This is a genomic window from Klebsiella oxytoca, from assembly GCF_009707385.1.
In the GTDB taxonomy this organism is placed as follows: domain Bacteria; phylum Pseudomonadota; class Gammaproteobacteria; order Enterobacterales; family Enterobacteriaceae; genus Klebsiella; species Klebsiella oxytoca_C.
This window is the reverse complement of sequence record NZ_CP046115.1, coordinates 2,247,578-2,273,542: the sequence shown is the minus strand read 5'-3', so window position 1 is coordinate 2,273,542 and position 25,965 is coordinate 2,247,578. Positions and strand designations below refer to the sequence as shown.

Annotated in this window: 26 protein-coding genes and 1 pseudogene; 19 read left to right on the top strand and 8 right to left on the bottom strand. The window is 51.8% G+C overall.

What is annotated here, in order from left to right:
- The first annotated feature begins 334 nt into the window (after positions 1-334).
- Together yeaG and GJ746_RS10465 are read left to right on the top strand one after the other, a co-directional pair.
- Entirely contained in the window at positions 335-2,269 is a 1,935-nt protein-coding gene (gene yeaG / locus GJ746_RS10470; protein WP_154680128.1) for a protein kinase YeaG, read from the top strand.
- A gap of 260 nt (positions 2,270-2,529) precedes the next feature.
- Positions 2,530-3,813, top strand: coding sequence for a YeaH/YhbH family protein (locus GJ746_RS10465; RefSeq protein WP_154680127.1), 1,284 nt, complete (start codon positions 2,530-2,532; stop codon positions 3,811-3,813).
- 47 nt (positions 3,814-3,860) lie between these two features.
- On the opposite strand, the gene GJ746_RS10460 is transcribed toward GJ746_RS10465, so the two are convergent.
- A complete protein-coding gene (locus GJ746_RS10460) occupies positions 3,861-5,018 on the bottom strand; it encodes a glycosyltransferase family 9 protein (protein WP_154682693.1) in 1,158 nt (385 codons plus the stop codon).
- 356 nt (positions 5,019-5,374) lie between these two features.
- On the opposite strand from GJ746_RS10460, the gene dgcJ reads away from it, so the two are divergent.
- From dgcJ to GJ746_RS10445, 3 genes are all read left to right on the top strand, one after another.
- On the top strand, positions 5,375-6,871 hold the full coding sequence (gene dgcJ / locus GJ746_RS10455; RefSeq protein ID WP_154680126.1) for a diguanylate cyclase DgcJ: 1,497 nt from the start codon (positions 5,375-5,377) through the stop codon (positions 6,869-6,871).
- A 33-nt stretch (positions 6,872-6,904) separates the two neighbouring features.
- On the top strand, positions 6,905-7,405 hold the full coding sequence (locus GJ746_RS10450; protein WP_154680125.1) for a YbaK/prolyl-tRNA synthetase associated domain-containing protein: 501 nt from the start codon (positions 6,905-6,907) through the stop codon (positions 7,403-7,405).
- A gap of 184 nt (positions 7,406-7,589) precedes the next feature.
- A complete protein-coding gene (locus GJ746_RS10445) occupies positions 7,590-8,036 on the top strand; it encodes a DUF441 domain-containing protein (RefSeq protein WP_154680124.1) in 447 nt (148 codons plus the stop codon).
- Here the strand turns inward: GJ746_RS10445 and GJ746_RS10440 are convergent.
- Positions 8,020-8,814: an AraC family transcriptional regulator gene (locus GJ746_RS10440; protein ID WP_195908859.1), complete on the bottom strand. Its 795-nt coding sequence runs from the start codon at positions 8,812-8,814 to the stop codon at positions 8,020-8,022. The two genes, GJ746_RS10445 and GJ746_RS10440, sit on opposite strands and share 17 nt — an antisense overlap.
- Before the next feature lie 97 nt (positions 8,815-8,911).
- Here GJ746_RS10440 and GJ746_RS10435 point away from each other — a divergent pair, with 97 nt between their 5' ends.
- Positions 8,912-10,096: a CynX/NimT family MFS transporter gene (locus tag GJ746_RS10435; protein ID WP_154680122.1), complete on the top strand. Its 1,185-nt coding sequence runs from the start codon at positions 8,912-8,914 to the stop codon at positions 10,094-10,096.
- Positions 10,097-10,135: 39 nt separating this feature from the next.
- On the opposite strand, the gene GJ746_RS10430 is transcribed toward GJ746_RS10435, so the two are convergent.
- Positions 10,136-10,828 carry a CTP synthase gene (locus tag GJ746_RS10430; protein ID WP_154680121.1) on the bottom strand — a complete coding sequence of 231 codons (693 nt, stop codon included), beginning with the start codon at positions 10,826-10,828 and terminating at the stop codon, positions 10,136-10,138.
- Positions 10,829-11,012: 184 nt separating this feature from the next.
- On the opposite strand from GJ746_RS10430, the pseudogene GJ746_RS10425 reads away from it, so the two are divergent.
- Positions 11,013-11,171 (top strand): annotated as a pseudogene (locus GJ746_RS10425) (DUF523 domain-containing protein); the annotation flags it as partial.
- Positions 11,146-11,493, top strand: coding sequence for a DUF488 domain-containing protein (locus tag GJ746_RS10420; RefSeq protein ID WP_154680120.1), 348 nt, complete (start codon positions 11,146-11,148; stop codon positions 11,491-11,493). The pseudogene GJ746_RS10425 and the gene GJ746_RS10420, both read left to right, overlap by 26 nt.
- A 3-nt stretch (positions 11,494-11,496) precedes the next feature.
- Here GJ746_RS10420 and GJ746_RS10415 read toward each other — a convergent pair whose 3' ends face one another.
- A complete protein-coding gene (locus GJ746_RS10415) occupies positions 11,497-11,736 on the bottom strand; it encodes a DUF333 domain-containing protein (RefSeq protein ID WP_154680119.1) in 240 nt (79 codons plus the stop codon).
- 298 nt (positions 11,737-12,034) lie between these two features.
- Between GJ746_RS10415 and GJ746_RS10410 the strand changes: the two genes are divergently transcribed.
- The 4 genes from GJ746_RS10410 (at position 12,035) to GJ746_RS10395 (ending at position 13,551) form a co-directional block, all read left to right on the top strand.
- Positions 12,035-13,048 (top strand): sensor domain-containing diguanylate cyclase, encoded by a 1,014-nt coding sequence (locus GJ746_RS10410; protein WP_154680118.1) that lies wholly within the window; start codon positions 12,035-12,037, stop codon positions 13,046-13,048.
- A gap of 61 nt (positions 13,049-13,109) precedes the next feature.
- Positions 13,110-13,211 carry a YoaK family small membrane protein gene (locus GJ746_RS10405; protein ID WP_004101234.1) on the top strand — a complete coding sequence of 34 codons (102 nt, stop codon included), beginning with the start codon at positions 13,110-13,112 and terminating at the stop codon, positions 13,209-13,211.
- Positions 13,211-13,285 (top strand): protein YoaJ, encoded by a 75-nt coding sequence (gene yoaJ, locus GJ746_RS25615; protein WP_117125385.1) that lies wholly within the window; start codon positions 13,211-13,213, stop codon positions 13,283-13,285. Before GJ746_RS10405 ends, yoaJ begins: the two co-directional genes overlap by 1 nt.
- A gap of 140 nt (positions 13,286-13,425) precedes the next feature.
- On the top strand, positions 13,426-13,551 hold the full coding sequence (locus GJ746_RS10395; RefSeq protein ID WP_154680117.1) for a hypothetical protein: 126 nt from the start codon (positions 13,426-13,428) through the stop codon (positions 13,549-13,551).
- Positions 13,552-13,597: 46 nt separating this feature from the next.
- Here GJ746_RS10395 and GJ746_RS10390 read toward each other — a convergent pair whose 3' ends face one another.
- From GJ746_RS10390 to lpxP, 3 genes are all read right to left on the bottom strand, one after another.
- The gene (locus GJ746_RS10390; protein WP_154680116.1) at positions 13,598-13,861 is read right to left on the bottom strand and encodes a DUF2534 family protein; all 264 of its coding nucleotides are present in this window, start codon (positions 13,859-13,861) and stop codon (positions 13,598-13,600) included.
- Positions 13,862-13,989: 128 nt separating this feature from the next.
- Positions 13,990-14,628: a leucine efflux protein LeuE gene (gene leuE / locus GJ746_RS10385; RefSeq protein WP_154680115.1), complete on the bottom strand. Its 639-nt coding sequence runs from the start codon at positions 14,626-14,628 to the stop codon at positions 13,990-13,992.
- 89 nt (positions 14,629-14,717) lie between these two features.
- Positions 14,718-15,632, bottom strand: a complete 915-nt coding sequence (lpxP, locus tag GJ746_RS10380) for a kdo(2)-lipid IV(A) palmitoleoyltransferase (RefSeq protein WP_154680114.1) — start codon at positions 15,630-15,632, stop codon at positions 14,718-14,720.
- 1,225 nt (positions 15,633-16,857) lie between these two features.
- On the opposite strand from lpxP, the gene GJ746_RS10375 reads away from it, so the two are divergent.
- Both GJ746_RS10375 and GJ746_RS10370 read left to right on the top strand, forming a co-directional pair.
- Positions 16,858-18,042, top strand: coding sequence for an HD-GYP domain-containing protein (locus GJ746_RS10375; RefSeq protein WP_154680113.1), 1,185 nt, complete (start codon positions 16,858-16,860; stop codon positions 18,040-18,042).
- A 79-nt stretch (positions 18,043-18,121) separates the two neighbouring features.
- On the top strand, positions 18,122-19,906 hold the full coding sequence (locus tag GJ746_RS10370) for a diguanylate cyclase (RefSeq protein ID WP_154680112.1): 1,785 nt from the start codon (positions 18,122-18,124) through the stop codon (positions 19,904-19,906).
- 529 nt (positions 19,907-20,435) lie between these two features.
- Here GJ746_RS10370 and icd read toward each other — a convergent pair.
- Complete coding sequence (icd, locus tag GJ746_RS10365) at positions 20,436-21,686, bottom strand: NADP-dependent isocitrate dehydrogenase (RefSeq protein WP_154680111.1); 1,251 nt, start codon at positions 21,684-21,686, stop codon at positions 20,436-20,438.
- 265 nt (positions 21,687-21,951) lie between these two features.
- Between icd and rluE the strand changes: the two genes are divergently transcribed.
- The 5 genes from rluE to hflD all read left to right on the top strand — a co-directional run bounded on the left by rluE (position 21,952) and on the right by hflD (position 25,963).
- Positions 21,952-22,572 (top strand): 23S rRNA pseudouridine(2457) synthase RluE, encoded by a 621-nt coding sequence (gene rluE / locus GJ746_RS10360; RefSeq protein ID WP_154680110.1) that lies wholly within the window; start codon positions 21,952-21,954, stop codon positions 22,570-22,572.
- 80 nt (positions 22,573-22,652) lie between these two features.
- The gene (locus GJ746_RS10355; RefSeq protein WP_413773428.1) at positions 22,653-23,624 is read left to right on the top strand and encodes a hypothetical protein; all 972 of its coding nucleotides are present in this window, start codon (positions 22,653-22,655) and stop codon (positions 23,622-23,624) included.
- Between the two features lie 16 nt (positions 23,625-23,640).
- Positions 23,641-24,117, top strand: coding sequence for an NUDIX hydrolase (locus GJ746_RS10350; protein WP_154680109.1), 477 nt, complete (start codon positions 23,641-23,643; stop codon positions 24,115-24,117).
- Positions 24,118-24,155: 38 nt separating this feature from the next.
- Positions 24,156-25,262, top strand: coding sequence for a tRNA 2-thiouridine(34) synthase MnmA (gene mnmA / locus GJ746_RS10345; RefSeq protein WP_154680108.1), 1,107 nt, complete (start codon positions 24,156-24,158; stop codon positions 25,260-25,262).
- Positions 25,263-25,321: 59 nt separating this feature from the next.
- Positions 25,322-25,963 carry a high frequency lysogenization protein HflD gene (gene hflD, locus GJ746_RS10340; RefSeq protein WP_154680107.1) on the top strand — a complete coding sequence of 214 codons (642 nt, stop codon included), beginning with the start codon at positions 25,322-25,324 and terminating at the stop codon, positions 25,961-25,963.
- Positions 25,964-25,965: the final 2 nt, after the last annotated feature.

Here is a 25,965-nt window from a genome sequence, read left to right as displayed (position 1 = left end):
ACCAATTTCCCATCGTCATATGACCACAAACTGACAACTAAATGACGGCGCCGTGACGCTATCGGGCACAAGGAGCAAAAAAGAGCCCGCTTTTCCGGATGAGTTATTGATATGTCATTGAAATTGATTTTCTGCCTCATGCAAGTTTTCCAAATGCATCTACGCTTTAATTTAGAAGAAGTAAATGCGGGGCACGTTATCCAGAGACTGCGCCAACCTGGCATAAGGGTTGCTGGAGAATCAGAGAACGCTGAACGGCTTACCTCTTCCGGGGGCTCCCACTATTCATATGAACGGCTCTCAACCTGTGCTAAAAACGAAAGGACGGCATGCCATGAATATATTCGATCACTATCGCCAGCGCTATGAAGCTGCCAAGGACGAAGAGTTCACACTGCAGGAGTTTCTTACCATCTGTCGGCAAGATCGCAGTGCTTATGCTAATGCAGCAGAAAGATTGCTGATGGCCATCGGTGAGCCGGTCATGGTCGATACGGCCCTGGAACCCAGGCTATCCCGTCTCTTTTCAAACCGGGTTGTCGCGCGCTATCCGGCATTTGAAGAGTTTTACGGTATGGAAGATGCCATCGAGCAAATTGTTTCTTACTTAAAGCATGCCGCTCAGGGGCTGGAAGAGAAGAAACAAATTCTGTATCTGCTGGGACCCGTGGGCGGCGGTAAATCATCGCTTGCTGAACGCCTGAAGTCCCTCATGCAGCGCGTTCCTATTTACGTGCTTAGCGCTAACGGAGAGCGCAGCCCGGTCAACGATCATCCGCTGTGCCTCTTCAACCCGCAGGAAGATGCGCAGATCCTCGAGAAAGAGTACGGTATCCCGAACCGCTATCTGGGGACCATCATGTCGCCGTGGGCGGCCAAGCGCCTGCATGAATTCGGCGGCGACATCACTAAGTTCCGGGTGGTGAAAGTCTGGCCATCAATACTGGCGCAGATTGCCATCGCCAAAACTGAACCCGGCGATGAGAACAATCAGGACATCTCCGCGCTGGTTGGGAAAGTGGATATCCGTAAACTGGAACACTACGCGCAGAACGATCCGGATGCTTACGGCTATTCCGGCGCCCTGTGCCGTGCGAACCAGGGCCTGATGGAGTTTGTGGAGATGTTTAAAGCGCCCATCAAGGTGCTGCATCCGCTGCTGACCGCTACGCAGGAAGGCAACTACAATGGTACCGAGGGTATCTCCGCCCTGCCGTTCAACGGGATAATCCTCGCTCACTCGAACGAATCGGAATGGGTCACCTTCCGTAATAACAAAAACAATGAGGCCTTCCTCGACCGCGTGTATATCGTCAAGGTGCCTTATTGCCTGCGAATCTCCGAAGAGATCCGCATCTATGAAAAACTGCTTAACAACAGTGAACTGACCCATGCGCCCTGCGCGCCGGGAACTCTGGAAACCCTGTCGCGCTTCTCAATTCTGTCACGCCTGAAAGAACCGGAGAACTCGAGCATTTATTCGAAAATGCGCGTCTATGACGGCGAAAGCCTGAAAGACACCGACCCGAAAGCGAAATCCTATCAGGAGTATCGCGACTATGCCGGCGTCGATGAGGGGATGAACGGCTTGTCTACCCGCTTCGCATTTAAAATTCTGTCGCGAGTGTTTAACTTTGATCATGCCGAAGTCGCCGCTAACCCGGTGCATCTGTTCTACGTCCTGGAACAGCAAATCGAGCGCGAGCAGTTCCCGCAGGAGCAGGCAGAGCGTTACCTGGAGTTCCTGAAAGGCTATCTGATCCCGAAATATGCCGAGTTTATTGGTAAAGAGATTCAGACCGCTTACCTTGAATCCTATTCGGAATACGGGCAGAACATTTTCGACCGTTATGTCACCTATGCCGACTTCTGGATTCAGGATCAGGAGTATCGCGACCCGGATACCGGCCAGCTGTTTGACCGCGAGTCGCTGAATGCCGAACTGGAAAAAATCGAAAAGCCTGCCGGAATTAGTAATCCGAAAGACTTCCGTAACGAGATAGTCAACTTCGTGCTGCGCGCCAGAGCGCACAATAACGGGCGGAATCCAAACTGGACCAGCTACGAGAAACTGCGCACGGTTATTGAGAAGAAAATGTTCTCCAATACCGAAGAGCTGTTGCCGGTGATCTCGTTCAACACCAAAACGTCAACCGATGAGCAGAAAAAACACGATGACTTTGTCGACCGCATGATGGAGAAAGGCTATACCCGCAAGCAGGTTCGTCTGCTGTGCGAATGGTATCTGCGGGTACGTAAATCATCCTGATAGACCAGCCCGGCAGGCGATAACTGCCGGGCTAATAATAACTGCGCGGACTCCGTTAACTCGGGTTGCAGGAAAAGATAGTACTGAAGCCCGAATAATTAAGGGCATTACCCTAAATAATTCAAGTTTCAGGAAGGCGGCAAGGGAGTGAATCACCGGGAGCTTACTAAAGTAAGTGACCGGTGTGAGCGAGTGCAGCCAACGCACATGCAACTTGAAGTATGACGGGTATCGTTGGCAAATGCAGTACAGGAGGGCATATGACCTGGTTCATAGACCGACGCCTGAACGGGAAAAATAAAAGCGCCGTCAACCGACAGCGCTTTCTGCGCCGCTATAAAGCGCAGATAAAACAGTCGATCTCCGAGGCCATAAACAAGCGCTCGGTGACCGATATTCAGAGCGGGGAGTCCGTCTCCATCCCAACGGACGATATTAACGAACCGATGTTTCATCAGGGGCGCGGCGGACTACGCAACCGCGTACATCCCGGTAACGATCACTTTGTACAAAACGATCGTATCGAACGCCCTCAGGGCGGCGGCGGTGGAGGTGGCAGCGGCCAGGGACAAGCCAGCGCCGATGGCGAGGGTCAGGACGAGTTTGTCTTTCAGATTTCGAAAGACGAATATCTGGATCTGTTATTCGAAGATCTCGCCCTGCCCAATCTGCAAAAAAACCAGCAGCGGCAGCTGACGGAATTTAAAACCCATCGCGCGGGCTACACTGCAAACGGGGTTCCCGCCAACATCAGCGTGGTTCGCTCGCTGCAAAACTCGCTGGCGCGGCGTACGGCGATGACCGCAGGTAAACGCCGGGAGCTGCACGCTCTGGAAGAAGAGCTCGATATCATTAGCAAAAGCGAACCTGCACAGCTGCTGGAAGAGGAGCGCCTGCGCAGAGAGATCGCCGAATTACGGGCGAAAATCGAGCGCGTACCGTTTATTGATACTTTCGACCTGCGCTATAAAAACTATGAAAAACGGCCAGAACCGTCCAGTCAGGCGGTGATGTTTTGCCTGATGGACGTCTCCGGTTCCATGGACCAGGCGACAAAGGATATGGCAAAACGTTTTTACATCCTGCTGTATCTGTTCCTCAGCCGGACCTATAAAAACGTTGATGTGGTTTATATCCGCCACCATACGCAGGCTAAAGAGGTCGACGAGCATGAGTTCTTTTATTCACAGGAAACCGGCGGCACGATTGTCTCCAGCGCCCTGAAATTAATGGATGAAGTGGTAAAAGAGCGCTATGACCCCGCGCAGTGGAATATTTACGCCGCGCAGGCATCTGATGGTGATAACTGGGCGGACGACTCGCCGCTATGTCACGAGCTGCTGGCGAAAAAAATCCTGCCGGTGGTGCGCTACTATAGCTATATAGAGATAACTCGCCGGGCGCATCAGACGCTGTGGCGGGAGTATGAACACCTGCAGGCGACGTTTGAAAACTTCGCGATGCAGCATATTCGCGACCCCGAAGACATCTACCCGGTTTTCCGCGAACTCTTTCACAAGCAAACGTCAAAAGCAGACGGGTAGTCTTCTTAAAACAGCCAGCGTACTTTGCTGGCTGTTTTATCCTCACTTTATTCCGCCGGGATTTGTCGTGAAATGACGCGCTCTGTCTCTGCCATAATGAGGTCGGGCAAGTTTTCCAGCTGATGAACTTTACCGCATTTAACAACGATCTGCCGCGCCTTGTCGTATCCAGGTGCCCAGAGTCGATTATTCATGGGAACATCTTTATAGACCGCGATAAGCGGTTTTTTCCACGCCGCCGCCATATGAACCACCGAGGTATCCGGTGAAATCACTAAATCAGACTGGGCTATCAGGGCCATGCAATGATGCAGGGTTTTAAACGGATTTATCCTCACCTTTTCGGGTAAAGGAATGCTGATTTCGTTACGATGATCGAGCAGAATAATATTGGTTTCTGGATAATCTGCACGCAATCTGGCAATAAGCGTCGCCAGCTGTGTCTGAGAAAGACTGCGATCCTGGTGCCCGGCAAAAATATTAATCACCACCTTGTCGCCAGTCACACTCAACAGATAGTCAGCAACTTGCTGAGAAATATCCGCAGGAATATGCAGGTCATAGGACTCCAGGTGCTTTTTATCCAGCTTCAGGTAATCAGCGATAAGCGTAAAGGTTCTGGTGACGTGCCAGTTTTCACAGTCAAAATCAAAGCTTCGGGTATAGTGATTAATCGATGACCATTTATTAAAACCCAATACCGCTTTTGCTTTGATTTGCCTCAGCAGCAACATCCTGTGCACCGGAATATCGAAAAGCGAAGGGTCAATAACAAGATCATACTTATTATTCGCCAGCTCATTAACCATTGTCCGAGAAACATTATGGGTAAATTTGCGCAGATAAACCGCCGAGTCAACATTCTCGGCTTCATAGATACGGCGAATTCGCGGGTTATGTTTCATCACCTGACTATTCGATTTAGTCAGCAGAAAATCTACGCTCATTCCGGCCTCATGAAGGCATTTAACCAGCGCAGAGTCTACAACTACATCGCCGATCGCCCCTTCATTACGCAGAAGTAGTACCGTTTTCGCGCAAGATAAATCAACATCGTGTCGTTTGCGCTTATCCCAAAGCGCTTTAGCAATACAGACCCGCATGACGTTGCGTAATCTTTTAAAAAGATAATTACGGCGCCTGTTAAGTTCCCTTATTTTTTTAAACTTCCTTGGGGATACCTGCACCGCAGCGTTCTCCATCATCATAACCTCGTTGCTACTATCAACAGTACTTTTGCTAGCCTTGCTAAGGACTGACAGGAATAAGAAAAGTTCGTCTAATAATAAAATTATTTCATTTTTAGCTTCATCATGAAAGCAATTAGTGGGTGATTGCAGCATATTGCATGGGAGATAAAATGAGCAAATTATGAAATTAGTGTGATATTTAACTCACCAGCAGTATCAATTAGCACTCTTATATTTAATAACCTATTTACTTTACCGCTGCCGGACATTAACTTTTCCCCTGTTTGAGAAAGCCTACTTCTTCACCAGACATAGCGCCCCTGACCCGCACATGCTAGAATCATCAGAATTGTCCTGGCGAAATTATCATCATGAAATTACAGAATAAATTACTCCGTCATTTTATTTCTGCGGGGGTGGTTGTCCTGACATCCTCATTTCTGGTGTATGAATTAGTCGCCAGTCATCGGGATATGTCGGAATATCTGCGATACATCGTCGAAAAAGGCGAATCTATCTTTCTGTACGATAAATATCAAAATCAGCTTGCTATTGCTCAGTTTTCTCGCAAGCTGGATACGCAACCGACGGCAGAAATAGTAGAACAAGCCTGTACCAGCCTACAGACAAAAGGCGATATTAGCGGGTTAAATCTTACCGGACATGCTTTCCCTTTGCTTCACGGTACACTGAGTAGCACGCAGCCTTCGTGCCAACCGTGGATTAGCGACCTCCCGGCATTACAGGCATTCGATGCGGCTATCGCTCAAAATGATCTCAACGCTTTGCAAAGTTCAGGATCGTTCAAATCTAAAAACCTCTTCCGCTACTATATTGATCTGAAAAATAAATATGCCTATTTCTATTCTCCAGTTGAGATAAATAGTAGCCCAATTAACAACTGGAACTTCCTTCACGATAGCAAACTAGGTATCACGCAGACCAGTCTCGATAGTTTAATTCGCGGTCGTACGCTGATTTCCAGCATCTATGCTGACGCGTTAACCGGGCAGAATATTTTATCGTTTTTAAGCCCGGTCTATCATCGGGAGCGGTTAAAAGGGGTCGTGATGGTTGATATCACTCGCCAGGATATCGAGGAAATTCTCTATACTGCCGACCGGCCTCTGGTCTGGCGCTATCTCGATATTACGTTAACGGATTCAAACACAAGATCTGAAATCAGCGTCCACCGCAGCCGTACCCATCTTTTCAGCTACGCAAATCACAGCCAGAAAGTCGCAGAGAACCTGCATGTCGCGCTTTGTCTGGACATGGCCTATTTTCTGCTCAGTTCGTGGAAGCTATTTCTGTTTTACCTGATTTCCACCAGCGTACTTTTACACCTGGTAAGAATGCATTTCAGACTCTATATCGATGTCATTAAACAAAATACCAGCGATTCGTTGACCGGCCTTTTCAACCGCAAAATCCTCTCTCCGCTTCTGGAATCCCGTTTGCAAAAGCTGGCTGAACAGGGAGTGAATATTGTGTTTATGGCACTGGACTGTGACCGTTTGAAGTATATCAACGATACCCTGGGGCACAACGAAGGCGATCGCGCCATCGTGATGCTTGCTCAGGCGATATCGTCCTCTATTCGCAAAAGCGATTATGGTATCAGACTGGGTGGCGATGAGTTTTTCCTGATTTTGATCGATTATGCTGAGCAAGAAGCGCAAGGCATTCCACAACGCATTCGCCAGCATCTGGCAACGATTGATTTTGATAAACGCGTTAATTTCTCATGGGGTGCCTGCATCATGGCGCCGGGAGATAGCCTGGTTGATGTCATGAAAATTGCCGATGCCCGATTGTACGCCGATAAGAAGCAAAAAAAGCACGCCTTACCGGCCCGACAGGATTAAGCTAATGGCTTTACCCATAAGGAAAGTGTCCTCATGAACGCGTCTGTAATACACAACCCCCACCAGATGTTACTTGAATTACTTAATCGTTCTCAGGCCCGCTATCGGCTTGTGGAGCATGAGGCCGTCGGCAAATGCGAAGCGGTATCAAAGATTCGCGGTACGGCGCTGGGACAGGGGGCGAAGGCGCTGGTATGTAAAGTTAAGGGGCACGGAGTGAACCAGCACGTCCTCGCGATCCTTGCCGCCGATCTGCAGGCTGATTTAGCTCGTCTGGCCGAACACATTGGCGGTAGTAAAGCCTCCCTGGCCAGCCCGGCCGAGGTAGACACCCTCACCGCTTGCGAATTTGGCGCTATTCCGCCCTTCAGTTTCCATCCGGCATTGCGGCTGGTCGCCGATCCTCTGCTATTTGAGCGTTTCCCGGAGATAGCCTTCAACGCCGGGCAGCTTGATAAATCTATCATCCTTGATACCGCTGACTATTTACGCATTGCTCGTCCGGAACTGATCGCATTTCATCGCGACGCCTGATCGCAGCAACGCTTTTCAGCAATCTCAGCCCGCTCTCCTGACATGCTTAATTCGCGGATGGTTAATCTCCATCGGGCAGATGCCTTAAATAGCAAGTCTGCGATAAAAAAACCTGTTTACTCACGCAATTATGCGTAGAGTAAACAGGTTTCTCTTTTTTGTATTCTGGCAAGGACCTCTGCTCATGCTCGACACAACCCTGTTAATACTGCTGGGCCTGGCGGCGCTCGGCTTTATTAGCCATAACACCACCGTTGCGATTTCAATCCTGGTTTTAATTATCGTCCGCGTCACTCCGCTCAACGCTTTCTTTCCGTGGATTGAAAAACAAGGGCTGACCATCGGTATTATTATTCTCACCATCGGCGTAATGGCCCCTATCGCCAGCGGCACGTTGCCGGCTTCAACGCTGCTGCACTCCTTTGTGAACTGGAAATCGCTGGTGGCGATTGCCGTTGGCATTTTTGTTTCCTGGCTTGGCGGACGCGGCGTCACGTTGATGGGCTCTCAGCCGCAGCTGGTTGCCGGACTGCTGGTCGGCACCGTCATTGGCGTCGCCCTCTTCCGCGGCGTTCCGGTCGGCCCGCTAATCGCTGCCGGGATCATCTCGCTATTTATCGGGAAGTCGTAGCCAGGCTGGCAAGATAGCGCCCCGGCGTTTGCCCTAAGCCTTTTTTGAACATCGTAATAAAGGCGGTGGTAGAGTCATAGCCCAGGGTCTGCGCCGTCTGCTGGACCGTCTGCCCGCGGATCAGCATCTGCAGGGAGAGGATCAGCTGCAGCTGATGCCGCCAGCGGCGAAAACTCAACCCTGTCTCACGTACCACCAGCCGCGCCAGATTACGCTCGCTCATGGCGAATTCCGCCGCCCATTGCGCCAGCGTTTGCCAGCGCGCCGGATCGACGGCCATCATTTCTGCCATTTGACGAATTTTGGGATGCCCCGAGACCGGTAGCTGCAGGTGCTCCTGCGGCTGCTGCGGTAGTTCATCGAACAGCACCTGCGCCAGCCGGTTCATTTCCGGCTTATTGAGCGCTGCTCTGCCGCGCTGGGCCATCGTGAGAATAAGCTCGCGCACCAGCGGCGAGATTTTTAACGTACAGCAGAAATTCGGCATCGGCGCCGAGCCAGGCTCAATAAATAAAAAACAGATTTGCGCCTCAGGCGTCGCTCTGTTGCTGTGCGGCACCTGTCCCGGCACCCACACCGCGTACTGCGGCGGCACCATCCACATGGCGTTTTCCACTTCACAGGTCAGCGCCCCGTGCAGCGCGAGAATCAGCTGTCCTTTGCGATGCTGATGACGCGGAATGTACTGCTCGTCCGCGACAACCTGAATACGAAACGCCACCGCCGCTTCATGTCCGCTGTCCGGGTCGTAGCCGTCCAGGCCAAGTCCGATCATAATATTGTCCGATTTTAGCGATAATCTGTCATTTTAGCTTGATTTAAACAAGCGACAAACAGGCTATTGTAAACGCCTCGTATTCTTGTTTGAGATAGCCATGACTTCTGTTTCACCTTCCGCCGGGCGCCGCAATTTTTTATTGATCGTCGGTATTCTGCTTATCGCTACCACCTTACGCGTCACTTTTACCGGCGCCGCACCGCTGCTCGACGCCATTCGCGGCGAATATGGTCTGACTACCGCGCAAACCGGTCTGTTAACGACCCTGCCGCTATTAGCTTTTGGCCTGGTCTCGCCGCTGGCGGCAGGCATCGCCAGACGCTTCGGCATCGAACGGAGCCTGCTGCTGGCGATGATCCTGATTTGCCTCGGTATTGGCCTGCGTTCCCTGCCCTTTGTCGCGCTACTGTTTATCGGCACCGCGATTATTGGCTGCGGCATCGCCCTGGGAAACGTTCTGCTGCCGGGATTAATCAAACGCGATTTTTCGCAGCATGTCGCCAGAATGACCGGCGCTTATTCCCTTACCATGGGCGGAGCGGCGGCGCTGGGGTCTGCAATGGTTGTTCCGCTGGCGCTCATCGGACTGGGCTGGCGCGGCGCGCTATTGTTACTGATGGTTTTTCCGCTGCTGGCGCTGATGGTCTGGCTGCCACAGTCGCGCAATCAGGTTCCGACCCCACTGACGGGTTCCGGCGCAATTCACAACCGGGGGATCTGGCGTTCGGCGCTTGCCTGGCAGGTCACGCTATTTCTCGGCATTAACTCGCTGGTCTACTACGTTATCATCGGCTGGCTGCCCGCAATTCTGCAAAGCATGGGCTACAGCGAAGCTCAGGCCGGCTCCCTGCATGGGCTGCTCCAGCTGGCAACCGCTGCGCCAGGGGTGGCAATCCCGTTGATACTTCATCGGCTGAAAGATCACCGCGGCCTTGCGGTTCTGGTCGCGCTGATGTGCGCAATCAGCGCGTCTGGATTATGGTTTTTGCCCGGTCAGGCGGTGCTGTGGACGTTTATCTTTGGCTTCGGCTCCGGCGCCACCATGATTCTGGGACTAACCTTTATCGGTTTGCGCGCCAGCTCAGCCCACCAGGCCGCCGCGCTGTCGGGAATGGCGCAGGCGGTGGGTTATCTCCTCGCCGCCTGCGGGCCGCCGGTTATGGGCAAAATTCATGACGCCAACGGTGACTGGCATATTCCGCTAATCGCCGTGGCGCTGATTTCTGTTGCGATGGCTCTATTTGGCGCGCTGGCCGGTCGCGATCGGGAGATCGGCGGCTAGCAATACTGACCCCGGTGAACTCTGTCGCCGGGCGTTTAATCAGCGGCTCGCGGCGCGTAAAAACGCCTGAACCAGCGGCGCGGGCCGCCCTTCCAGCGCATTCCGCTCGTGCTGGAATAGCGTGGCGACAAAGAACGGATGCGTCACCAGCTCTACCGCCCTAACTTCACCTTCATCATCCCAGCCCGTCACCCGCAGATCGCCCTGCTCCAGCTCGCTGGCAAAATCTTCGGCAATCCCGTAGTTGCAGTGGTAACCCTCTTCAATGCTGGCGCGGCCATAAGCGCGAGAGATAAGCGTATTGGCGCGCAGTTCAATATTGTCCGACGTTTCAACCAGCGAGCAGCTTAACGGCGCTATCACCATCCGGCCTTCTGTATCGGTTTCCGCGTGGGCAGCATCCTGCCAGCCCATAACGTTGCGCGCGTACTCAATAATTGCGTGCTGGAATCCGCCGCAGGTGCCAAGGAACGGAATACTGTTTTCGCGCGCGTGGCGAATGGCGATAAACGCGCCTTCGGCATTTTGGTAGGGGCTTGCGGGAACCACCCAAATAGCATCGTAGTCGGCGAGGTCATCAGCGGATTTTATCTCGCTGGTGGCCAGCCAGTCATAGCGCAGCGCAAGTTCGAGCACGGCGGAGGCGTCATCAATCGCCAGAGGAATCGCTTTATGGGCAGTCACAGCGGGGTTGTAATCACCAACCAGAGCAATACGCAGGAGGGAGTTCATAGCGGGTCCTTATGTCAGAGAGATTATCAGGCAACACAAGGAACCTCAGGTTAGCGAACTCAATGAGAGAACACAATCCCTATTTTCTCCGCTTCTGAAAGCGGGCTATTTTGTCTGCCTGACGGTATGGTATTGGTATAACGCGGAAGAATGGCTACGGATGCACGATAAAGGACAAAATTCTGGTACCTTTAGCGGGCAGCGCAAATCTGGCGCCGGCGTGGCCGCCGCCCTGCTTCGCGGGCACGGGATTACGGTATTTTCTGACCAGCAGCTCCCGCAGCTGCTGGCATGGATGGAACAACGGGAGAATGACGATGATTCAATGCAAACGCGTTTATGACCCGCAGGACCAAAACGATGGCTACCGCGTTCTGGTGGACCGCCTGTGGCCCCGGGGAATTAAAAAGGAGGCGCTCAATTGCGATGAGTGGTGCAAAACGTTGACGCCATCGGCAGAGTTACGTAAGGCTTACCACAGCGAGATTATTGATTTTGCCCATTTCAGCCAGCTCTATCGCGAAGAGCTGATCGCCCATCGCGAAGAAGGTGAACGCCTGGCCGCTCTGGCTCGCCAGCAACCGTTGACGTTGCTCTATGCGGCAAAAAATACCCGGCAAAACCATGCTCGGGTGCTGGCTGAATGGCTGAAATCGCTACCGTAAGCGTTACGACTTCGCCGGATGATCGCGACGCCAGAGTTCCCATTCGTCCAGGGTTTCACCGCCAGGCAGCCTGCAGTCAGTGCGCACGCCCTGCGGACTCTGAATGGGAACCTGCGTTCCTCCCCGTTGCTCGCAATAAACTGCAGCAGGATTTGCCATGCCTGCCGGGTGGACTTGTTGTGTCGGCTGGGTATGTACGCATCCGGCTAAAGCTATAGGCAAGATGATGGTCATCCACTTCATTTCTCCCCCTTATTTGATTGAAACGGTCTTTCGCCTTGAATCTTCACGCTTTCTCCATTTTAGCTGCACTTTTGCATCGTAGAGTATCCCGGTTCTCTAACTGACCAGAGAACAGATCATTCCATAATCAATGAGTTTTGCCCCGTCGCCCCCGACGGGGCTTTTTTTACCGCTACCGATGCAGGTATTCTGCTAACAGATGTGTTAAATTTTGTGTATCTCTGTTAATTCTGCGCTGATTGACGTTTTTGCATAGTTTGCTGTTAGTTACGATTAGCGTTCGGGAGCCGTATTATTCATGTCCGATTTTATCCTCGCTCGCGTTTCGCAAACGCTCGCCAATGAACACTCTCTCGAAACATTGGTGCGACAGCTGCTTGAAATGCTGGAGCTTGTTACCCGCATGGAGTCCACCTACCTGACTCGTATCGACTTCGAAGCTCAGCGCCAGCTAATTATGTATGCGCACAACAGCAGCGAAATGCAGATCCCCGAAGGTTTCTCCGTACCATGGAATGATTCGCTGTGTAAACGCGCGCTGGACGATCGTTGCATATTTAGCAACGATGTGGCCGAACGCTGGCGTTCGTGTATCGCCGCACAGGATTTGGGTATCGCCACCTTTTTCAGCATTCCTGTCCGCCTGACCGACGGCTCATTGTTCGGCACGCTGTGCGCCACCAGCCGCCAAAGACAGCCCTACAACCTTGAAGGCGAGCAGGTGATGAATCTGTTTGCCAAACTCATCTCCCACTACGTTGAGAAAGAAACGCTGGTGCAGCAGCTGCGCGCAGCCAATGTTGCTCTCGAAATGCATTCGTACACCGATGAGCTAACCGGCTTACCAAATCGCCGCTCGCTGTTTAAACATCTTAACGCGCAGTTTCCACTGGCCCTTGAGCAGCAGCGTAGCGTGTTACTCATTTATATCGATCTTGATGGTTTTAAAGCGATTAACGACCGATTTGGTCACCCGTGCGGCGACAGTTTTCTGATACAGGTTGGCGAGCGCCTGAATGCCCGAGTGCGCAACGGCGATATCGTTGGCCGTCTCGGCGGCGATGAATTCTTAATCGTTGGCCACGGTAGCGAATTAGCGGAACAGCAAGCGTATATTACCGCTCTGCGTCACGAGTTGATGGGGACTTATTTTCTTGGTGAGCACCGGATTAACTATCCCGGCGCCAGTTTTGGCGTTATCGAAGCGGATCCTCAGCAACAGAATGTTGAACAGGCGCTGCGCGCCGCCGATGACGCGATGTATCAGGATAAAAAATCTCGTCGTCAGGAGACATTTTTTCATATTGACTAATCTATGCTGAAATCCCGTATGATGTTCAGCACGACTCATATCGACAAACAGGGACATAATTATGAGACTGGGTATTCTGTTTCCGGTGGCAATTTTCATCGTTGCCGTAGTTTTTCTTGGCTGGTTTTTTGTCGGCGGCTATGCGGCACCGGGCGGGGCATAATGAAAAAAAGCACCATTATCATGCTTATTGTCGCCATCGTAGCCGTTGCAGGTACGCAATTCGGCTGGTGGTAAAACCAGGAATATTCGCCCACGCGCCCGGCTAAAATTGCGGAATTATCTCATCTACTCAATGACTTAAAAGAATACACTCACATCATCAGCCGATTCCGCATGCTCGTTTCTGCGGACGGATTTAACTGGAGAAGTGAGTAATGAAAAAACCGATCGTGTTGCCGTTAATTCTTGCGCTTTGCACGCTGTTATCGGGATGTATTGTTGACCCGGGCTATCACCATGGGCACCATCGCCACCATCATAGCGACAGAGACTGGCGATAGAGTATGAAGCAGCAGAAGGCGAACTTTGGTTCGCCTTCGTGTTAGATCAGTCCCGGCGGTCAGAACCTAAAAAGAGGAAACCCAGCGGGATAGAAAACAGCAGCGTAAAAACAATGCTATAAACGGTAACCATCGCGCCCTGCAGGAAGAACATGGATGTCGTCCATTCCGAATACGGCATATTGTATTCGCTCACCACTCCGCCAAAGGTTGCGCGCCCAACCACGATAAGCGCGATGACAAAAATAGTCGCTATCGATAAAAAGAACTTCTTGCTGTTTTTGTTGCTGGTGAGTTTCTGCAGAATCATCCGGTTTCCCTTTTTTCTGAGCGATAATCGGCTGTATATGTAACACCAATGCAATCAAAATTGAAGGAGTTTTGTTACAACACAGAGACGGATTCTATCGGGCCGGTAACACATACCGGCCCCGACTATTATGACTGGAGCGTCGCCAGGCGGGCGGCGAAACCGACAAACACGAGGCCAATCAGGCTATTGCCGATTTTCGCCAGTTTCTTTTTCGTTTTCACATAGCGGGTGACGAAAGAGCCGGAGAGGATCAGAAAGCTCATATAGATAAAGCTAATCACTTCCAGGGTCAGCGCCAGAATAAAGAACGCCAGCCCCGGCGTTTTGGCATTGACGTCAATGAACTGTACGAAGAATGAGACATAAAAAAGAATGGCTTTCGGATTCGTCAGGCTAAGCGTCAGAGAACGTTTCAGAATCGCGCTCCCCGGCTCGGAGTCGGAAGACGAATGACCATCACGCTGAGTTAACACCGCGTAAAGCATTTTACCGCCCAACCACAGCAGATAAATCGCCCCCAGGTAGCGAACAATATTGAACAGCACCGGCGTGGTCTTGATAAGGGTCGCGACCCCGGCAAAAGCCAGAAACATCAGAACCGCATCACCGATAAACACGCCAGCCGCCGCCAGATACCCTTTTTTAACGCCGTGAGCGACGCCAGTCTTGAGGACAAAAAAAGTATTCGGGCCAGGCACCAGGATAATAAAGATAGCCCCAACCAGATAGGTCAGGTAATTCAAAACACCAAACTCAGCGAACACAACGCACTCCTTCGCTTACAACAAAAATATGATCCCGCGCACGTTAACGCAACCGGGACCATTTTGAAAGCGCCGCGTGTGCGGATGGCTTAATAGAGGGAGGTTTCGCCCAAAGGACGAGTTTTAAAGCGGCGATGAACCCACAAATATTGCTCAGGAGCACGCAAGATCTCTTTCTCAATAATCTTGTTAATATAGCTCGCCGCATCCTGTTTATCTTCACCTGGATAGTCGCTCATCACGTCGCTGATGTGCAGGCTATAACCTTTGCGGTCCGCTTTACGCACCATGCTGATAGTGAGCATTTTCGCACCCGACAAACGAGAGAGCACATAGGTACCGTTGGTGGTGGCGGCCTGCTGTACCGAAAAGAATGGAGCAAATACGCTGCCCTTCGGACCATAGTCCTGATCCGGCGCGAACCACACCGCCTCACCCGACTTTAAGGCATGTACCAGTCCGGATAGATTACGGCGGTCGATCATTGCCTTATTCGAACGCAAACGGCCACGTGTCTGCACCCACTCCATTAACGGACTATTGTGCGGACGGTAGGTTGCCATCATGGGACGGCACAGCCCCATCGTACGGCCGCCCAGCTCAAGAGACATAAAATGGACGCCAACCACCATCACGCCTTTTCCGGCGCTCAGGGCATTGTTGAGATTACCCATCCCCTCGACGTCAAACCATTTCCTGACTCGCTCATCACTCCAGAACCACGCCATCCCCGTTTCAATCAGCCCCATACCGAGCGACATAAAGTTCTGCTCAATCAGCTTTTCGCGCGCCGCTGGCGACATAGAGGGAAAACAGAGTTCGAGATTGCGTCTGGCGATATGCTCCCGGCGTTTCAGAAAGCGTCGGGATGCGCGGCCTGCGCTGGTGCCAATAAGGTGCAAAACGGGATAAGGAAGCTGAACGATAAGCCAGAGTACGGCCAGACCAAACCAGGTTCCCCAATTACGTGGGTGGAGAAGACTTTTATTAAAAGCGCAAGACATGTTTTTTCCTGTAAACATTAGAACATGAGGTAACGCTTAAGGAAAAAACGAGTCCCTTCATCTGTCATTAGGCGGTACGTGTAGCAGTTCAGACAATAATAATCCTGGTAAATTCACTCCGGCAAGTAAAAAACCTCACCAATACAAAAAAACACATTACCAGCACACTTGTAACAAAATGTAAATTAGAAAAGTATAAATAATTACATATATCCACCTCAAGAATGATTAACAAGCTAATCATTCATCATGAAGCAGTGTATTTTAAAACTATTCTGCGCCTGCGCTACCCGGAATGTCACGACTGAAGCCCCCTCCGGAGCGGCGCTGCGGCCGCATCCGACCAGCCCCCCCTTCCTCACAAGATGCTATAAACGATGTTTTGACCACGATACGAGGTTATCATCATTTATCCTCAACCTCATGGCTGGGATATTTCAAAATAATTATCCGCGTCATAAACCAATAGGAATCACCTTAATTTACTTTCCTGACAATAATTAATATTTATCGACAATGATTCATATCAGTATCGTTATTTCAGATTTTTTACTACCTTCCTTTAACGCAACTGCTGATAATAAAGTTAAGGCGTGTATTTTGCATACTCGATAGAAATTGAGGAACAGGTAGCAGAATACGGATACGTTACTTACCCTAAGACAGCGACCGAACTGCGCAGTGAAATAATCCTGATCTGGCTTCCTGCCCGCAGTCAATTAATCGCTATGGAAATACTGCGGAATCATCTGCGGATCTTTCGTTAGCGTTAGATCTCTTCTTAGCAGGATGCGCGCTTTCACCGGATGAGGGTACCGTCCGATATCAACCGGCCCACTCCCACTAGCGGTGTGCAAAGCGCGAGCTACAACTGCGCCAGACGCGTCTCACCTGGCGTGAAAACATCATTGTCAGTAACCTAATCGCCAGGAATGCTCTAAAATTCATAACAACTCATCCCATTAGCTCTTAATCAAATCCCCGCAGAGTTAATGCATATACCTCGCCAGGATTTCTTTTGTTTTGCCTGGTAAAAGTGCTTAACTGTCGGGCTAAAAAGGATTTTCACTTCGTTTCTGGCACATCTGTTCTCCGAAGAAGCGCTGAAAATGGGCCTGAGGCAAATGCAAAATCAGAATCAACTTATTCGATCAAATCGGTAATGTCGGCATCGCTATCAATGAAACAGAGCGAAACGATGCGGGTCACGCGATGGAGAAAAACGATGCGTATCGCTTTAAAATCAGCATTGATGCTTACCACCCGCGTCATACAAATCATTAACCCTGAATTACACCTGCACATGCAGAGAACGGCGTTGATTGCGCTGGAGCTTGCGCAGGCAGTAGAACTCTCACGCCAGCAGCAGCAAACTATCTTTTGCGCCGCGCTGCTGCACGACATTGGCGTTCTGGGCGATAAAAGAACCTTCTCGTCTCTGGACGCCATCGATAACCTCAACGACCCGCATCAGCATCGGGGAGCAGAAATGCTTGCCGGGTTGGCCACCTTCGCCCCTATTCTGCCGATTATTCGCGATCACCATTTTTCCCCGGAGCACCGGGGAACCCCTGAACAGCATATTGTCTATTTTGCCGACGTCTTTGAACGTCTGCTGGCTGAAGAGAAGAATACGGCTACCTATCAAAATAACATTATCAATACATTCCGTTCGCTGTATGAGGAGATCGACCCGCCGCTGTGTCAAACCTTATGCCGGCTGGCGCAAGAAGAGCATTTTTGTCTGCACCTTAATCCAGGACATATTCAGCGGATGCTGGAGATTATTGGCCCAATTAACGATGTTTATATCGATATAGACGGACTGAAAGATATCTGCTTATTAATTGCCGAAATTGTCGATACCTACAGCAGCTTTACCGCCAGCCATAGTCTGATGGTCGGTCAAATTTCCCGCACTCTCGCAGAATATATGAATTTGCCGCCGCTGGACTGTAAGAGGATCGAGATTGCCGGTTATTTACACGACATTGGTAAGGTGCATATTCCGCTGAAAATTCTGGAGAAGCAGGGTGAACTGAATGACGATGAGTTGCTTCAGGTTCGGGAACATAGCTATATGACCGGCGAAATTCTTAGCGCCTTCAGCGAACTCGGCGAAATAATGAATTGGGCAGCTAATCACCATGAAAAACTGGATGGCAGCGGCTATCCCCTTCATCTCGATAAGCACTACCTGCAGCTCCCCGACCGGATCATCGCCATCGCGGATATTTTCACGGCGCTGACTGAAAACCGCCCCTATCGCCCCGGAATGAGCCGTCAGCAGGCGTTACGGCTAATCGAAAGTGATGTTTTACATGGTGCCCTGGATAAAGACGTGTATCGCGTTTTACATCAGCATGCCGAGGTGCTCCACGCTATGATTACTCATACGCTGTCCCCTTAATCACTGGCTCTGTTCAGGTGATAAGGAAGTGCAGCGACAAAAAAGACAATGAATTCATCTGCACGCAAGGATATATCCGGTGAGAATCGCCACCATGACCAACTGGGCCTACGGGATCACCGTCGCCCTGACCCTCGCCTCCGGCATCGCAATGCTGATGGCCTCAAGTGCGGATAATGCCGAACGCCGCGCCGTCGAACAACGGCAGGTATTCGATAAGCTAAGTGAAGAAGTGGAAAGCGCCGCCTGGGAGCTTTCAGATCTCGCGCGGCTTTATATCATCAAAAAAGACCAGAATATTTTACAGGAATATCAACAGATAGCTGACGCGGATGCCACCATTGAGCATCGTCTTGAAAAGCTTAAAGACAACGGCGCAACCGCTGAAGAGTTAGCGCTGCTGCACGATGGTTTGCAAATTGCCAAGGAGCTTCAGGATGAGCAGCAAACGGCCCTGGCACAGGTTACCCGAGGAGAAGACGGAAAAGCGCTTAGCCTGCTTTACGGCGCAGTGTATGAGCAGGAGCTTGAGCGCGTTCAGACGCAGCTCGACCATTTTCGCCTGATGCTCGAAGGGCGAGTAAATAAAACCATTGCCGAGGCGACCAGGAAGTCACGTATCTGGCGTACGCTTTCGGAAGTCATGGTTGGCCTTACTGCGTTAATGTTTCTGTTTGTGCTGGGCTTTATTCTTAAACGGCGGGTGCTGTACCCCGTCGTCCGTCTGAGCGATGTGGTTCAGCGGCTGGCATCGCAGGATTATGCCGTTGAAACCCCGCAGTTCACCCAGATTGATGAAATTGGCGATATGGCACAGGCCATTCGCATTTTTCGCGAGAATGGTCTCGTGCGGCAACGCCTGGAACAAGAGCGCGACGCCGACTGGGCTATCAGAGAACTACTGGCGCGGATGACCCAGCGTTTGCAGGGCTGCGAATCATTTGAGGATGTTATCAACGTTGCCGAACTCTTCGCGCCGAATATTGCGCCTGAAGTCCCCGGACGGCTCTATATTCTCGATACCGATCCCTGGCAAATGCGCTGCGTTGCACAGTGGCTTTCTCCGCCGCAGGAATCTGACGTATTTCATCCGGATAGCTGCTGGGCCGTCAGGCGTGGGCTAAGCCATCCTCCGATCAACGGCGAGCCGGATATTACCTGCTATCACCTGTCAGAATCGCAGGCCAATCGGTCGCTGTGCGTACCACTGATCGCTCAAGGAGAGGCGATTGGCCTGCTCTCCTTCAGCAACGTCACCTCCGCCACCGCCCCTTCCCGCGCCTATCTTGAACTCATGGCTGAAGCGCTGGGCCTGGCGCTGGCTAACCAACGTTTACGTAACGCGCTGCTGGAAAAGGCGCTGTTTGATTCATTAACCGGTCTGCGCAACCGCCACCATCTGGATGATGCTCTGCACACCCAAATGAATCTGGCGGTTCGCAACGGCACGCCGCTAAGCTGCCTGATGATCGATATCGATCACTTTAAGGCGATTAATGATAACTACGGTCACGAAGCGGGCGACCTGGTGATCAAAAACGTCGCCGCGATTATTCAGCGTGCAGTACGGGATATCGGAATGGCGTTTCGTTATGGCGGCGAAGAGTTTCTGGTGCTGCTGGCCGGTACTAATGAAGATACGGCAATGGCCTGTGCAACCGATATCTATAACAGCATCCACCAGCTGGCCCTACGCTATGGCCTTGCTGAAATTGGCCAGGTCGACGTTTCCATCGGTATTGCCAGTTATCCACAGCACACGCAAAGCGACAGCCTGTTGCGTGCAGCAGATGCTGCGCTGTATCGGGCAAAGGAGCTGGGGCGTTCGAGGATTGTTAGTTTTGGAATGCTGAAGGCAGATTAAGTAGTTTGCAAGAAGACGAAAAATAGCGTTTTGACGCACGGGTTTCTGCAGGGAAACCCGCATGAGAAAATACTCACATCGCCCTCAGTATTGCCTCTTCCATCAGTTGCCCTAATAAGACCTATGCTGCATAAAGCGCGTCATTTTCAGTCTTCTGCTCTAGCGTAATTGCCAGATATCCTGGGGATGGCAGAAGACTTCCCGATTTTAATGAGTTAAGACACACCGTATGGCTGTCGTTGATCAGGCAGAATACTGCGCCGCATAGCCATCTGACACAGATAACGGCGGAAGGACAACCTTGCGCGTGGGATGCTAGCCGCTGGCAACAGTTGCAAATCGATTTTAACGATGTGCCGTAGACGGGCCGGGGAAATTACCGCATAGGTTACATGGCAAGCGAAGCGTGGTAACGGTATTCGAGTGATTATCGAAGTCAACTTGACCTCAGGCCGTCAAATCTCATCATTCAAGCGCGACAAAAAACGGGAACCCTTCGGCTCCCGTTTTGTTTAACCCAAATGCTGGATTACATATTCGCGATAATCGCGTCGCCAAACTCTGAACATTTCAGCAGCTTAGCGCCTTCCATCAGACGTTCAAAGTCATAGGTCACGGTCTTGGCAGCAATTGCGCCTTCAGTGCCTTTAACGATTAAGTCTGCGGCTTCGAACCACTGCATATGGCGCAGCATCATCTCAGCAGACAGGATGATAGAACCCGGGTTCACTTTATCCTGACCGGCATATTTCGGCGCAGTACCGTGGGTGGCTTCAAACAACGCGCACTCGTCACCAATGTTCGCACCCGGGGCGATACCGATACCGCCAACCTGCGCCGCCAGGGCGTCAGAGATATAGTCACCGTTCAGGTTCATACATGCGATAACGTCATATTCCGCCGGACGTAGCAGGATCTGCTGCAGGAAGGCGTCAGCGATAACGTCTTTAACCACGATCTCTTTCCCGGTGTTCGGGTTTTTGATCTTCATCCACGGACCGCCGTCAATCAGCTCACCGCCGAACTCTTCGCGTGCCAGCTGGTAGCCCCAGTCTTTGAACGCCCCTTCGGTGAATTTCATGATGTTGCCTTTGTGCACCAGGGTCAGAGAATCGCGATCGTTGATGATAGCGTATTCAATGGCGGCGCGAACCAGGCGTTTGGTGCCTTCTTCAGAGCACGGCTTGATGCCGATACCGCAATGTTCCGGGAAGCGAATTTTCTTCACACCCATTTCATCGCGCAGGAATTTGATGACTTTATCTGCTTCAGCAGAGTCAGCTTTCCACTCGATACCCGCATAGATATCTTCAGAGTTTTCACGGAAGATAACCATATCAGTCAGCTCAGGATGCTTAACCGGGCTTGGGGTACCCTGATAGTAACGAACCGGGCGCAGACAAACGTAGAGGTCCAGTTCCTGACGCAGAGCGACGTTCAGAGAACGGATGCCGCCGCCTACTGGCGTGGTCAGAGGGCCTTTGATAGCAACACGATATTCACGAATCAGATCAAGAGTTTCGGCAGGCAGCCAGACATCCTGGCCATAAACCTGGGTCGATTTTTCACCGGTGTAAACTTCCATCCAGGAAATTTTACGCTCGCCTTTATAGGCTTTCTCAACGGCTGCATCAACCACTTTCAGCATCGCCGGAGTAACGTCAACGCCGATACCATCACCTTCAATGAACGGGATAATCGGGTTATTAGGGACGTTCAGCTTGCCGTTTTGCAGGGTGATTTTTTGACCTTCCGCCGGAACTACTACTTTGCTTTCCATTAACCTCTCCTTCGAGCGCTTCTGGTTCTGCTCTTCCCTCTTCACGCTAGCCGGGCGTTGGCTTTAATCGCCCACTCTTGTCATCGGAATATCCCGCTAACCGGAGATTTCGCGTCCGTGTCGCCTTCCTGCAATGCGAAGCGGTTTGAGCAGCTTTTTGTTAATAATTTGTAATGAGCATGTCAATACTACCTGAATGTTTGCGTCCATGAAAGGCATTCGTAATTAGGCTATAATGCGGCAATTAAGTTAGCCTGAAAATACCATGCAAAAAACTTCATTTAGAAAACATCGCGTTGAGCGATTCAGCAAGCAACAAGACACCAGACAACGTAAAGAACGCCAACCAAAAACTGTGATCTTGTTCAATAAACCATACGATGTGTTGCCACAATTTACCGATGAATCTGGACGCAGCACGCTCAAAGATTTTATTCCGGTCGCCGGTGTTTACGCAGCGGGCCGCCTTGACCGCGATAGCGAAGGTCTGCTGGTGCTGACCAACGACGGCGTGCTGCAGGCGGCGCTCACCCAGCCGGGCAAGCGCACGGGTAAAATTTATTATGTTCAGGTCGAAGGTGAACCATCCGCTGATGCGCTGACCGCCTTGCGCGACGGCGTCACTCTGAATGATGGTCCAACCCTACCCGCCGGAGCTGAGCTGGTCGCGGAACCCGAATGGCTATGGCCGCGTAATCCGCCAATTCGCGAGCGCAAATCGATTCCCACCAGTTGGCTAAAAATCACGCTTTATGAAGGGCGTAACCGCCAGGTCAGACGCATGACCGCTCACGTCGGCTATCCTACGCTGCGCTTGATTCGTTATGCGATGGGCGGCTATACGCTGGACGGTCTGGCTAACGGCGAATGGCAAAAGGTCGAATAATAAAAGGCTGGTGACAAACCGGGTTCACTACACTCCGTAGGCCCGCGCAAGCGAAGCATCGTAGGGCAATTTCAACAGGTATGTACTTTGTCAGCAAACTGATAATAAAACGGCATACTGCCGTTTCAGGGAAGAAAAATATGCGTTTACACCTTTTGAGTGCTTTAGGTTTATGCTGCATTTCATCATGCTGTTTTGCTGAGGAGAGTTGTGAAGTTCTCGCTGGCATCGCCGCCGGAGAAGCAAGCTACATCTATGATTCCGCGCAGGTAAAAACGTCTGGCCGACTGCATTTTTACTCCGCCCCGGCGGCTAAATGCGAACTTCCGGCATTTCTGATTGCAGGCGATAACGTCGAGGTGCTCCGCAGCATGGTGCCGGGTGACGCTCTTAGCCAACAGTATCGGTACATACGTTTCCGCGATGCCAACGGACAATTTGCCACTGGCTGGGTGAATGCTGCCGGTCTGGCGATACAGGATAATCCCTTGCCCGTAAGCAACCAGTGCCGGCAATGGGCGAAGAAAGCGATGCAGCAACGCGAAACTGACGCGCCGGGGCAGGATAACCTCTACCAGATACAAGGATCCGGTCGGTCATGGTTCTACGCAATGCCCGACGAACAGTGCCGCAGCAACACCCTTTTTCTGGTTCCCGGGGATACCGTTTCGGTGCAGGAACAATCCAAAGATGATTTTATTGAGGCCGTCTATTACACCGCCGATCGTCATATCGTGCGCGGCTGGCTGAAAAAATCACGCCTCACCCCTCTAAACCGTGGCGATAGCTACCGTGAAGATATCAACCCGTTATCGACGGACAAAGCTTCGCGCCTGGTAACACTTAATTTACGTCACGACTATAGCTGTATATTTTATGAAAGCTGGAGCGCTAAAAAAGAGATCCGGATAATTGTGAGGGAAGACCACCAATCGGAGCATTGTCGCGGTGCAGGCGACCCGGAAACGGCGCCCGCTATCGCTTATATCAGCGTTGATAAACTCAGTGGCGAAATTCGCTGGCCAGATGTCGCAGAAGGGTTCGCACCATAAATGATAAGGATGCAATATGTTTAAACCACACGTCACCGTCGCCTGCGTGGTGCACGCAAAGGGCAAGTTTTTGATTGTTGAGGAAACCATCAACGGTAAAGCGCTGTGGAATCAGCCAGCGGGTCACCTCGAAGCCGATGAAACGCTGGTACAGGCAGCAGAACGCGAGCTGTGGGAAGAGACCGGCATCCGCGCCACGCCGCAGCACTTTATTCGCCTGCATCAATGGATAGCCCCGGATCGCACCCCATTCCTGCGTTTTCTGTTTGCTATTGAGCTTAACGATACGTGCGCTACCGAGCCTCATGATAGCGATATCGATCGCTGCCTGTGGCTCAGCGCTGAGGAAATTCTTAACGCGACAAATCTGCGTTCTCAACTGGTTGCCGAAAGCATTCGCAGCTACCAGCAGGATCCGCGCTACCCGCTGTCGCTAATTGGCGAATTTAACTGGCCGTTTACAGGGGGTGCCTCAACGGATGACGCGTGCTAGAATACGCCGCCTCGAAGTTCAATGTAGTGAGTATTCCAATGTCTGAAAGCCAGAAAAAAGTGATCGTCGGCATGTCCGGCGGGGTTGATTCCTCAGTTTCCGCTTACCTGCTTCTCCAGCAAGGGTATAAGGTGGAAGGCCTGTTCATGAAGAACTGGGAAGAAGACGATGGCGAGGAATACTGCACCGCTGCGGCGGATCTTGCCGACGCGCAGGCGGTCTGCGATAAGCTGGGGATTGAACTTCACACCGTAAATTTCGCCGCAGAATACTGGGACAACGTGTTCGAGTTATTCCTCGAGGAATATAAGGCCGGTCGCACGCCTAATCCGGATATTCTGTGTAATAAAGAAATCAAATTTAAAGCCTTCCTGGAATTTGCCGCAGAAGATCTCGGCGCCGACTACATCGCTACCGGCCACTACGTGCGCCGCGCCGACGTTAACGGCAAGAACCAGCTGCTGCGCGGGCTCGATGGTAATAAAGACCAGAGCTATTTTCTTTATACCTTGAGCCATGAGCAAATCGCGCAAAGCCTGTTCCCGGTAGGGGAGCTGGAAAAACCGCAGGTGCGTAAAATCGCCGAAGAGCTGGATCTCATCACCGCGAAGAAAAAAGACTCCACCGGCATCTGTTTTATCGGCGAACGGAAATTCCGCGACTTCCTCGGCCGCTACCTGCCCGCTCAGCCAGGCAAAATCATCAGCGTTGACGGCGATGAAGTTGGCGAGCATCAGGGGCTGATGTATCACACGCTTGGGCAGCGTAAGGGTCTGGGCATCGGCGGTATCAAAGACGGCGGCGAAGACCCGTGGTATGTGGTCGATAAGGACGTCGAAAACAATATTCTGATTGTCGCTCAGGGCCACGACCATCCACGTCTGATGTCTGTTGGCCTGATAGCCCAGCAGCTGCACTGGGTCGATCGTCAGCCGTTAAAAGGTACGCTGCGCTGTACGGTTAAAACCCGCTACCGCCAGACTGATATCCCCTGCACCGTGAAAGCGCTGGATGACGATCGCATCGAAGTTATTTTTGATGAGCCGGTTGCCGCCGTTACGCCGGGCCAGTCGGCGGTCTTCTACAGCGGTGAAATATGTCTTGGCGGCGGGATTATCGAACAGCGCATGCCGCTGCAGGCCTGACAGACGTTTTTGCTGCGGAATGCGCGAATCGGGCACGCCGCGGTTTACAAGGAGAATGTGTGGCGAAGAATTATTATGACATTACGCTGGCGCTGGCCGGCGTTTGCCAGGCCGCGCGTCTGGTTCAGGAACTGGCGCACCAGGGCCATTGCGATAGCGATGCCCTGCATGTATCGCTGAACAGCATCATCGATCTCGACCCGGATTCAACGCTGGCGGTGTTCGGTGGTAGCGAAGCCAATCTTCGCCTCGGGCTGGAAACCCTCATCGGCGTGCTGAACACCAGCAGTCGCCAGGGGCTGAATGCCGAACTCACTCGCTATACTTTAAGCCTGATGGTGCTGGAGCGTAAACTTGCCGCCAGCAAAGGAGCAATGGATACCCTTGGCAACCGTATCGGTGGCCTGCGCCGTCAGCTGGAACATTTCGATCTGCAATCCGAGACGCTGCTCAGCGCGATGGCCGGCATCTATGTTGATGTCATTAGCCCGCTGGGCCCGCGGATTCAGGTTACCGGCTCCCCAGCCGTGCTGCAAAGCCCTCAGGTTCAGGCGAAGGTTCGCTCTGCCCTGTTGGCCGGTATTCGCGCTGCGGTGCTCTGGCACCAGGTTGGCGGCGGACGTCTGCAGCTAATGTTTTCTCGTAATCGTCTGGTTAACCAGGCAAAACAAATTCTTGCTCATTTAACCCCGGAGTTATGATT

Coding starts and splice junctions, on each gene's coding strand:
- GJ746_RS10375 (WP_154680113.1), top strand. CDS start 16,858: ATGCGTATCGCTTTAAAATCAGCATTGATGCTTACCACCCGCGTCATA.
- mnmA (WP_154680108.1), top strand. CDS start 24,156: ATGTCTGAAAGCCAGAAAAAAGTGATCGTCGGCATGTCCGGCGGGGTT.
- GJ746_RS10445 (WP_154680124.1), top strand. CDS start 7,590: ATGCTCGACACAACCCTGTTAATACTGCTGGGCCTGGCGGCGCTCGGC.
- GJ746_RS10350 (WP_154680109.1), top strand. CDS start 23,641: ATGTTTAAACCACACGTCACCGTCGCCTGCGTGGTGCACGCAAAGGGC.
- GJ746_RS10355 (WP_413773428.1), top strand. CDS start 22,653: ATGTACTTTGTCAGCAAACTGATAATAAAACGGCATACTGCCGTTTCA.
- GJ746_RS10395 (WP_154680117.1), top strand. CDS start 13,426: ATGAAAAAACCGATCGTGTTGCCGTTAATTCTTGCGCTTTGCACGCTG.
- GJ746_RS10430 (WP_154680121.1), bottom strand. CDS start 10,828: ATGAACTCCCTCCTGCGTATTGCTCTGGTTGGTGATTACAACCCCGCT.
- GJ746_RS10460 (WP_154682693.1), bottom strand. CDS start 5,018: ATGATGGAGAACGCTGCGGTGCAGGTATCCCCAAGGAAGTTTAAAAAA.
- GJ746_RS10410 (WP_154680118.1), top strand. CDS start 12,035: ATGTCCGATTTTATCCTCGCTCGCGTTTCGCAAACGCTCGCCAATGAA.
- GJ746_RS10435 (WP_154680122.1), top strand. CDS start 8,912: ATGACTTCTGTTTCACCTTCCGCCGGGCGCCGCAATTTTTTATTGATC.
- GJ746_RS10415 (WP_154680119.1), bottom strand. CDS start 11,736: ATGAAGTGGATGACCATCATCTTGCCTATAGCTTTAGCCGGATGCGTA.
- GJ746_RS10390 (WP_154680116.1), bottom strand. CDS start 13,861: ATGATTCTGCAGAAACTCACCAGCAACAAAAACAGCAAGAAGTTCTTT.
- icd (WP_154680111.1), bottom strand. CDS start 21,686: ATGGAAAGCAAAGTAGTAGTTCCGGCGGAAGGTCAAAAAATCACCCTG.
- GJ746_RS10465 (WP_154680127.1), top strand. CDS start 2,530: ATGACCTGGTTCATAGACCGACGCCTGAACGGGAAAAATAAAAGCGCC.
- dgcJ (WP_154680126.1), top strand. CDS start 5,375: ATGAAATTACAGAATAAATTACTCCGTCATTTTATTTCTGCGGGGGTG.
- GJ746_RS10420 (WP_154680120.1), top strand. CDS start 11,146: ATGATTCAATGCAAACGCGTTTATGACCCGCAGGACCAAAACGATGGC.
- lpxP (WP_154680114.1), bottom strand. CDS start 15,632: ATGTCTTGCGCTTTTAATAAAAGTCTTCTCCACCCACGTAATTGGGGA.
- yeaG (WP_154680128.1), top strand. CDS start 335: ATGAATATATTCGATCACTATCGCCAGCGCTATGAAGCTGCCAAGGAC.
- GJ746_RS10405 (WP_004101234.1), top strand. CDS start 13,110: ATGAGACTGGGTATTCTGTTTCCGGTGGCAATTTTCATCGTTGCCGTA.
- GJ746_RS10450 (WP_154680125.1), top strand. CDS start 6,905: ATGAACGCGTCTGTAATACACAACCCCCACCAGATGTTACTTGAATTA.
- rluE (WP_154680110.1), top strand. CDS start 21,952: ATGCAAAAAACTTCATTTAGAAAACATCGCGTTGAGCGATTCAGCAAG.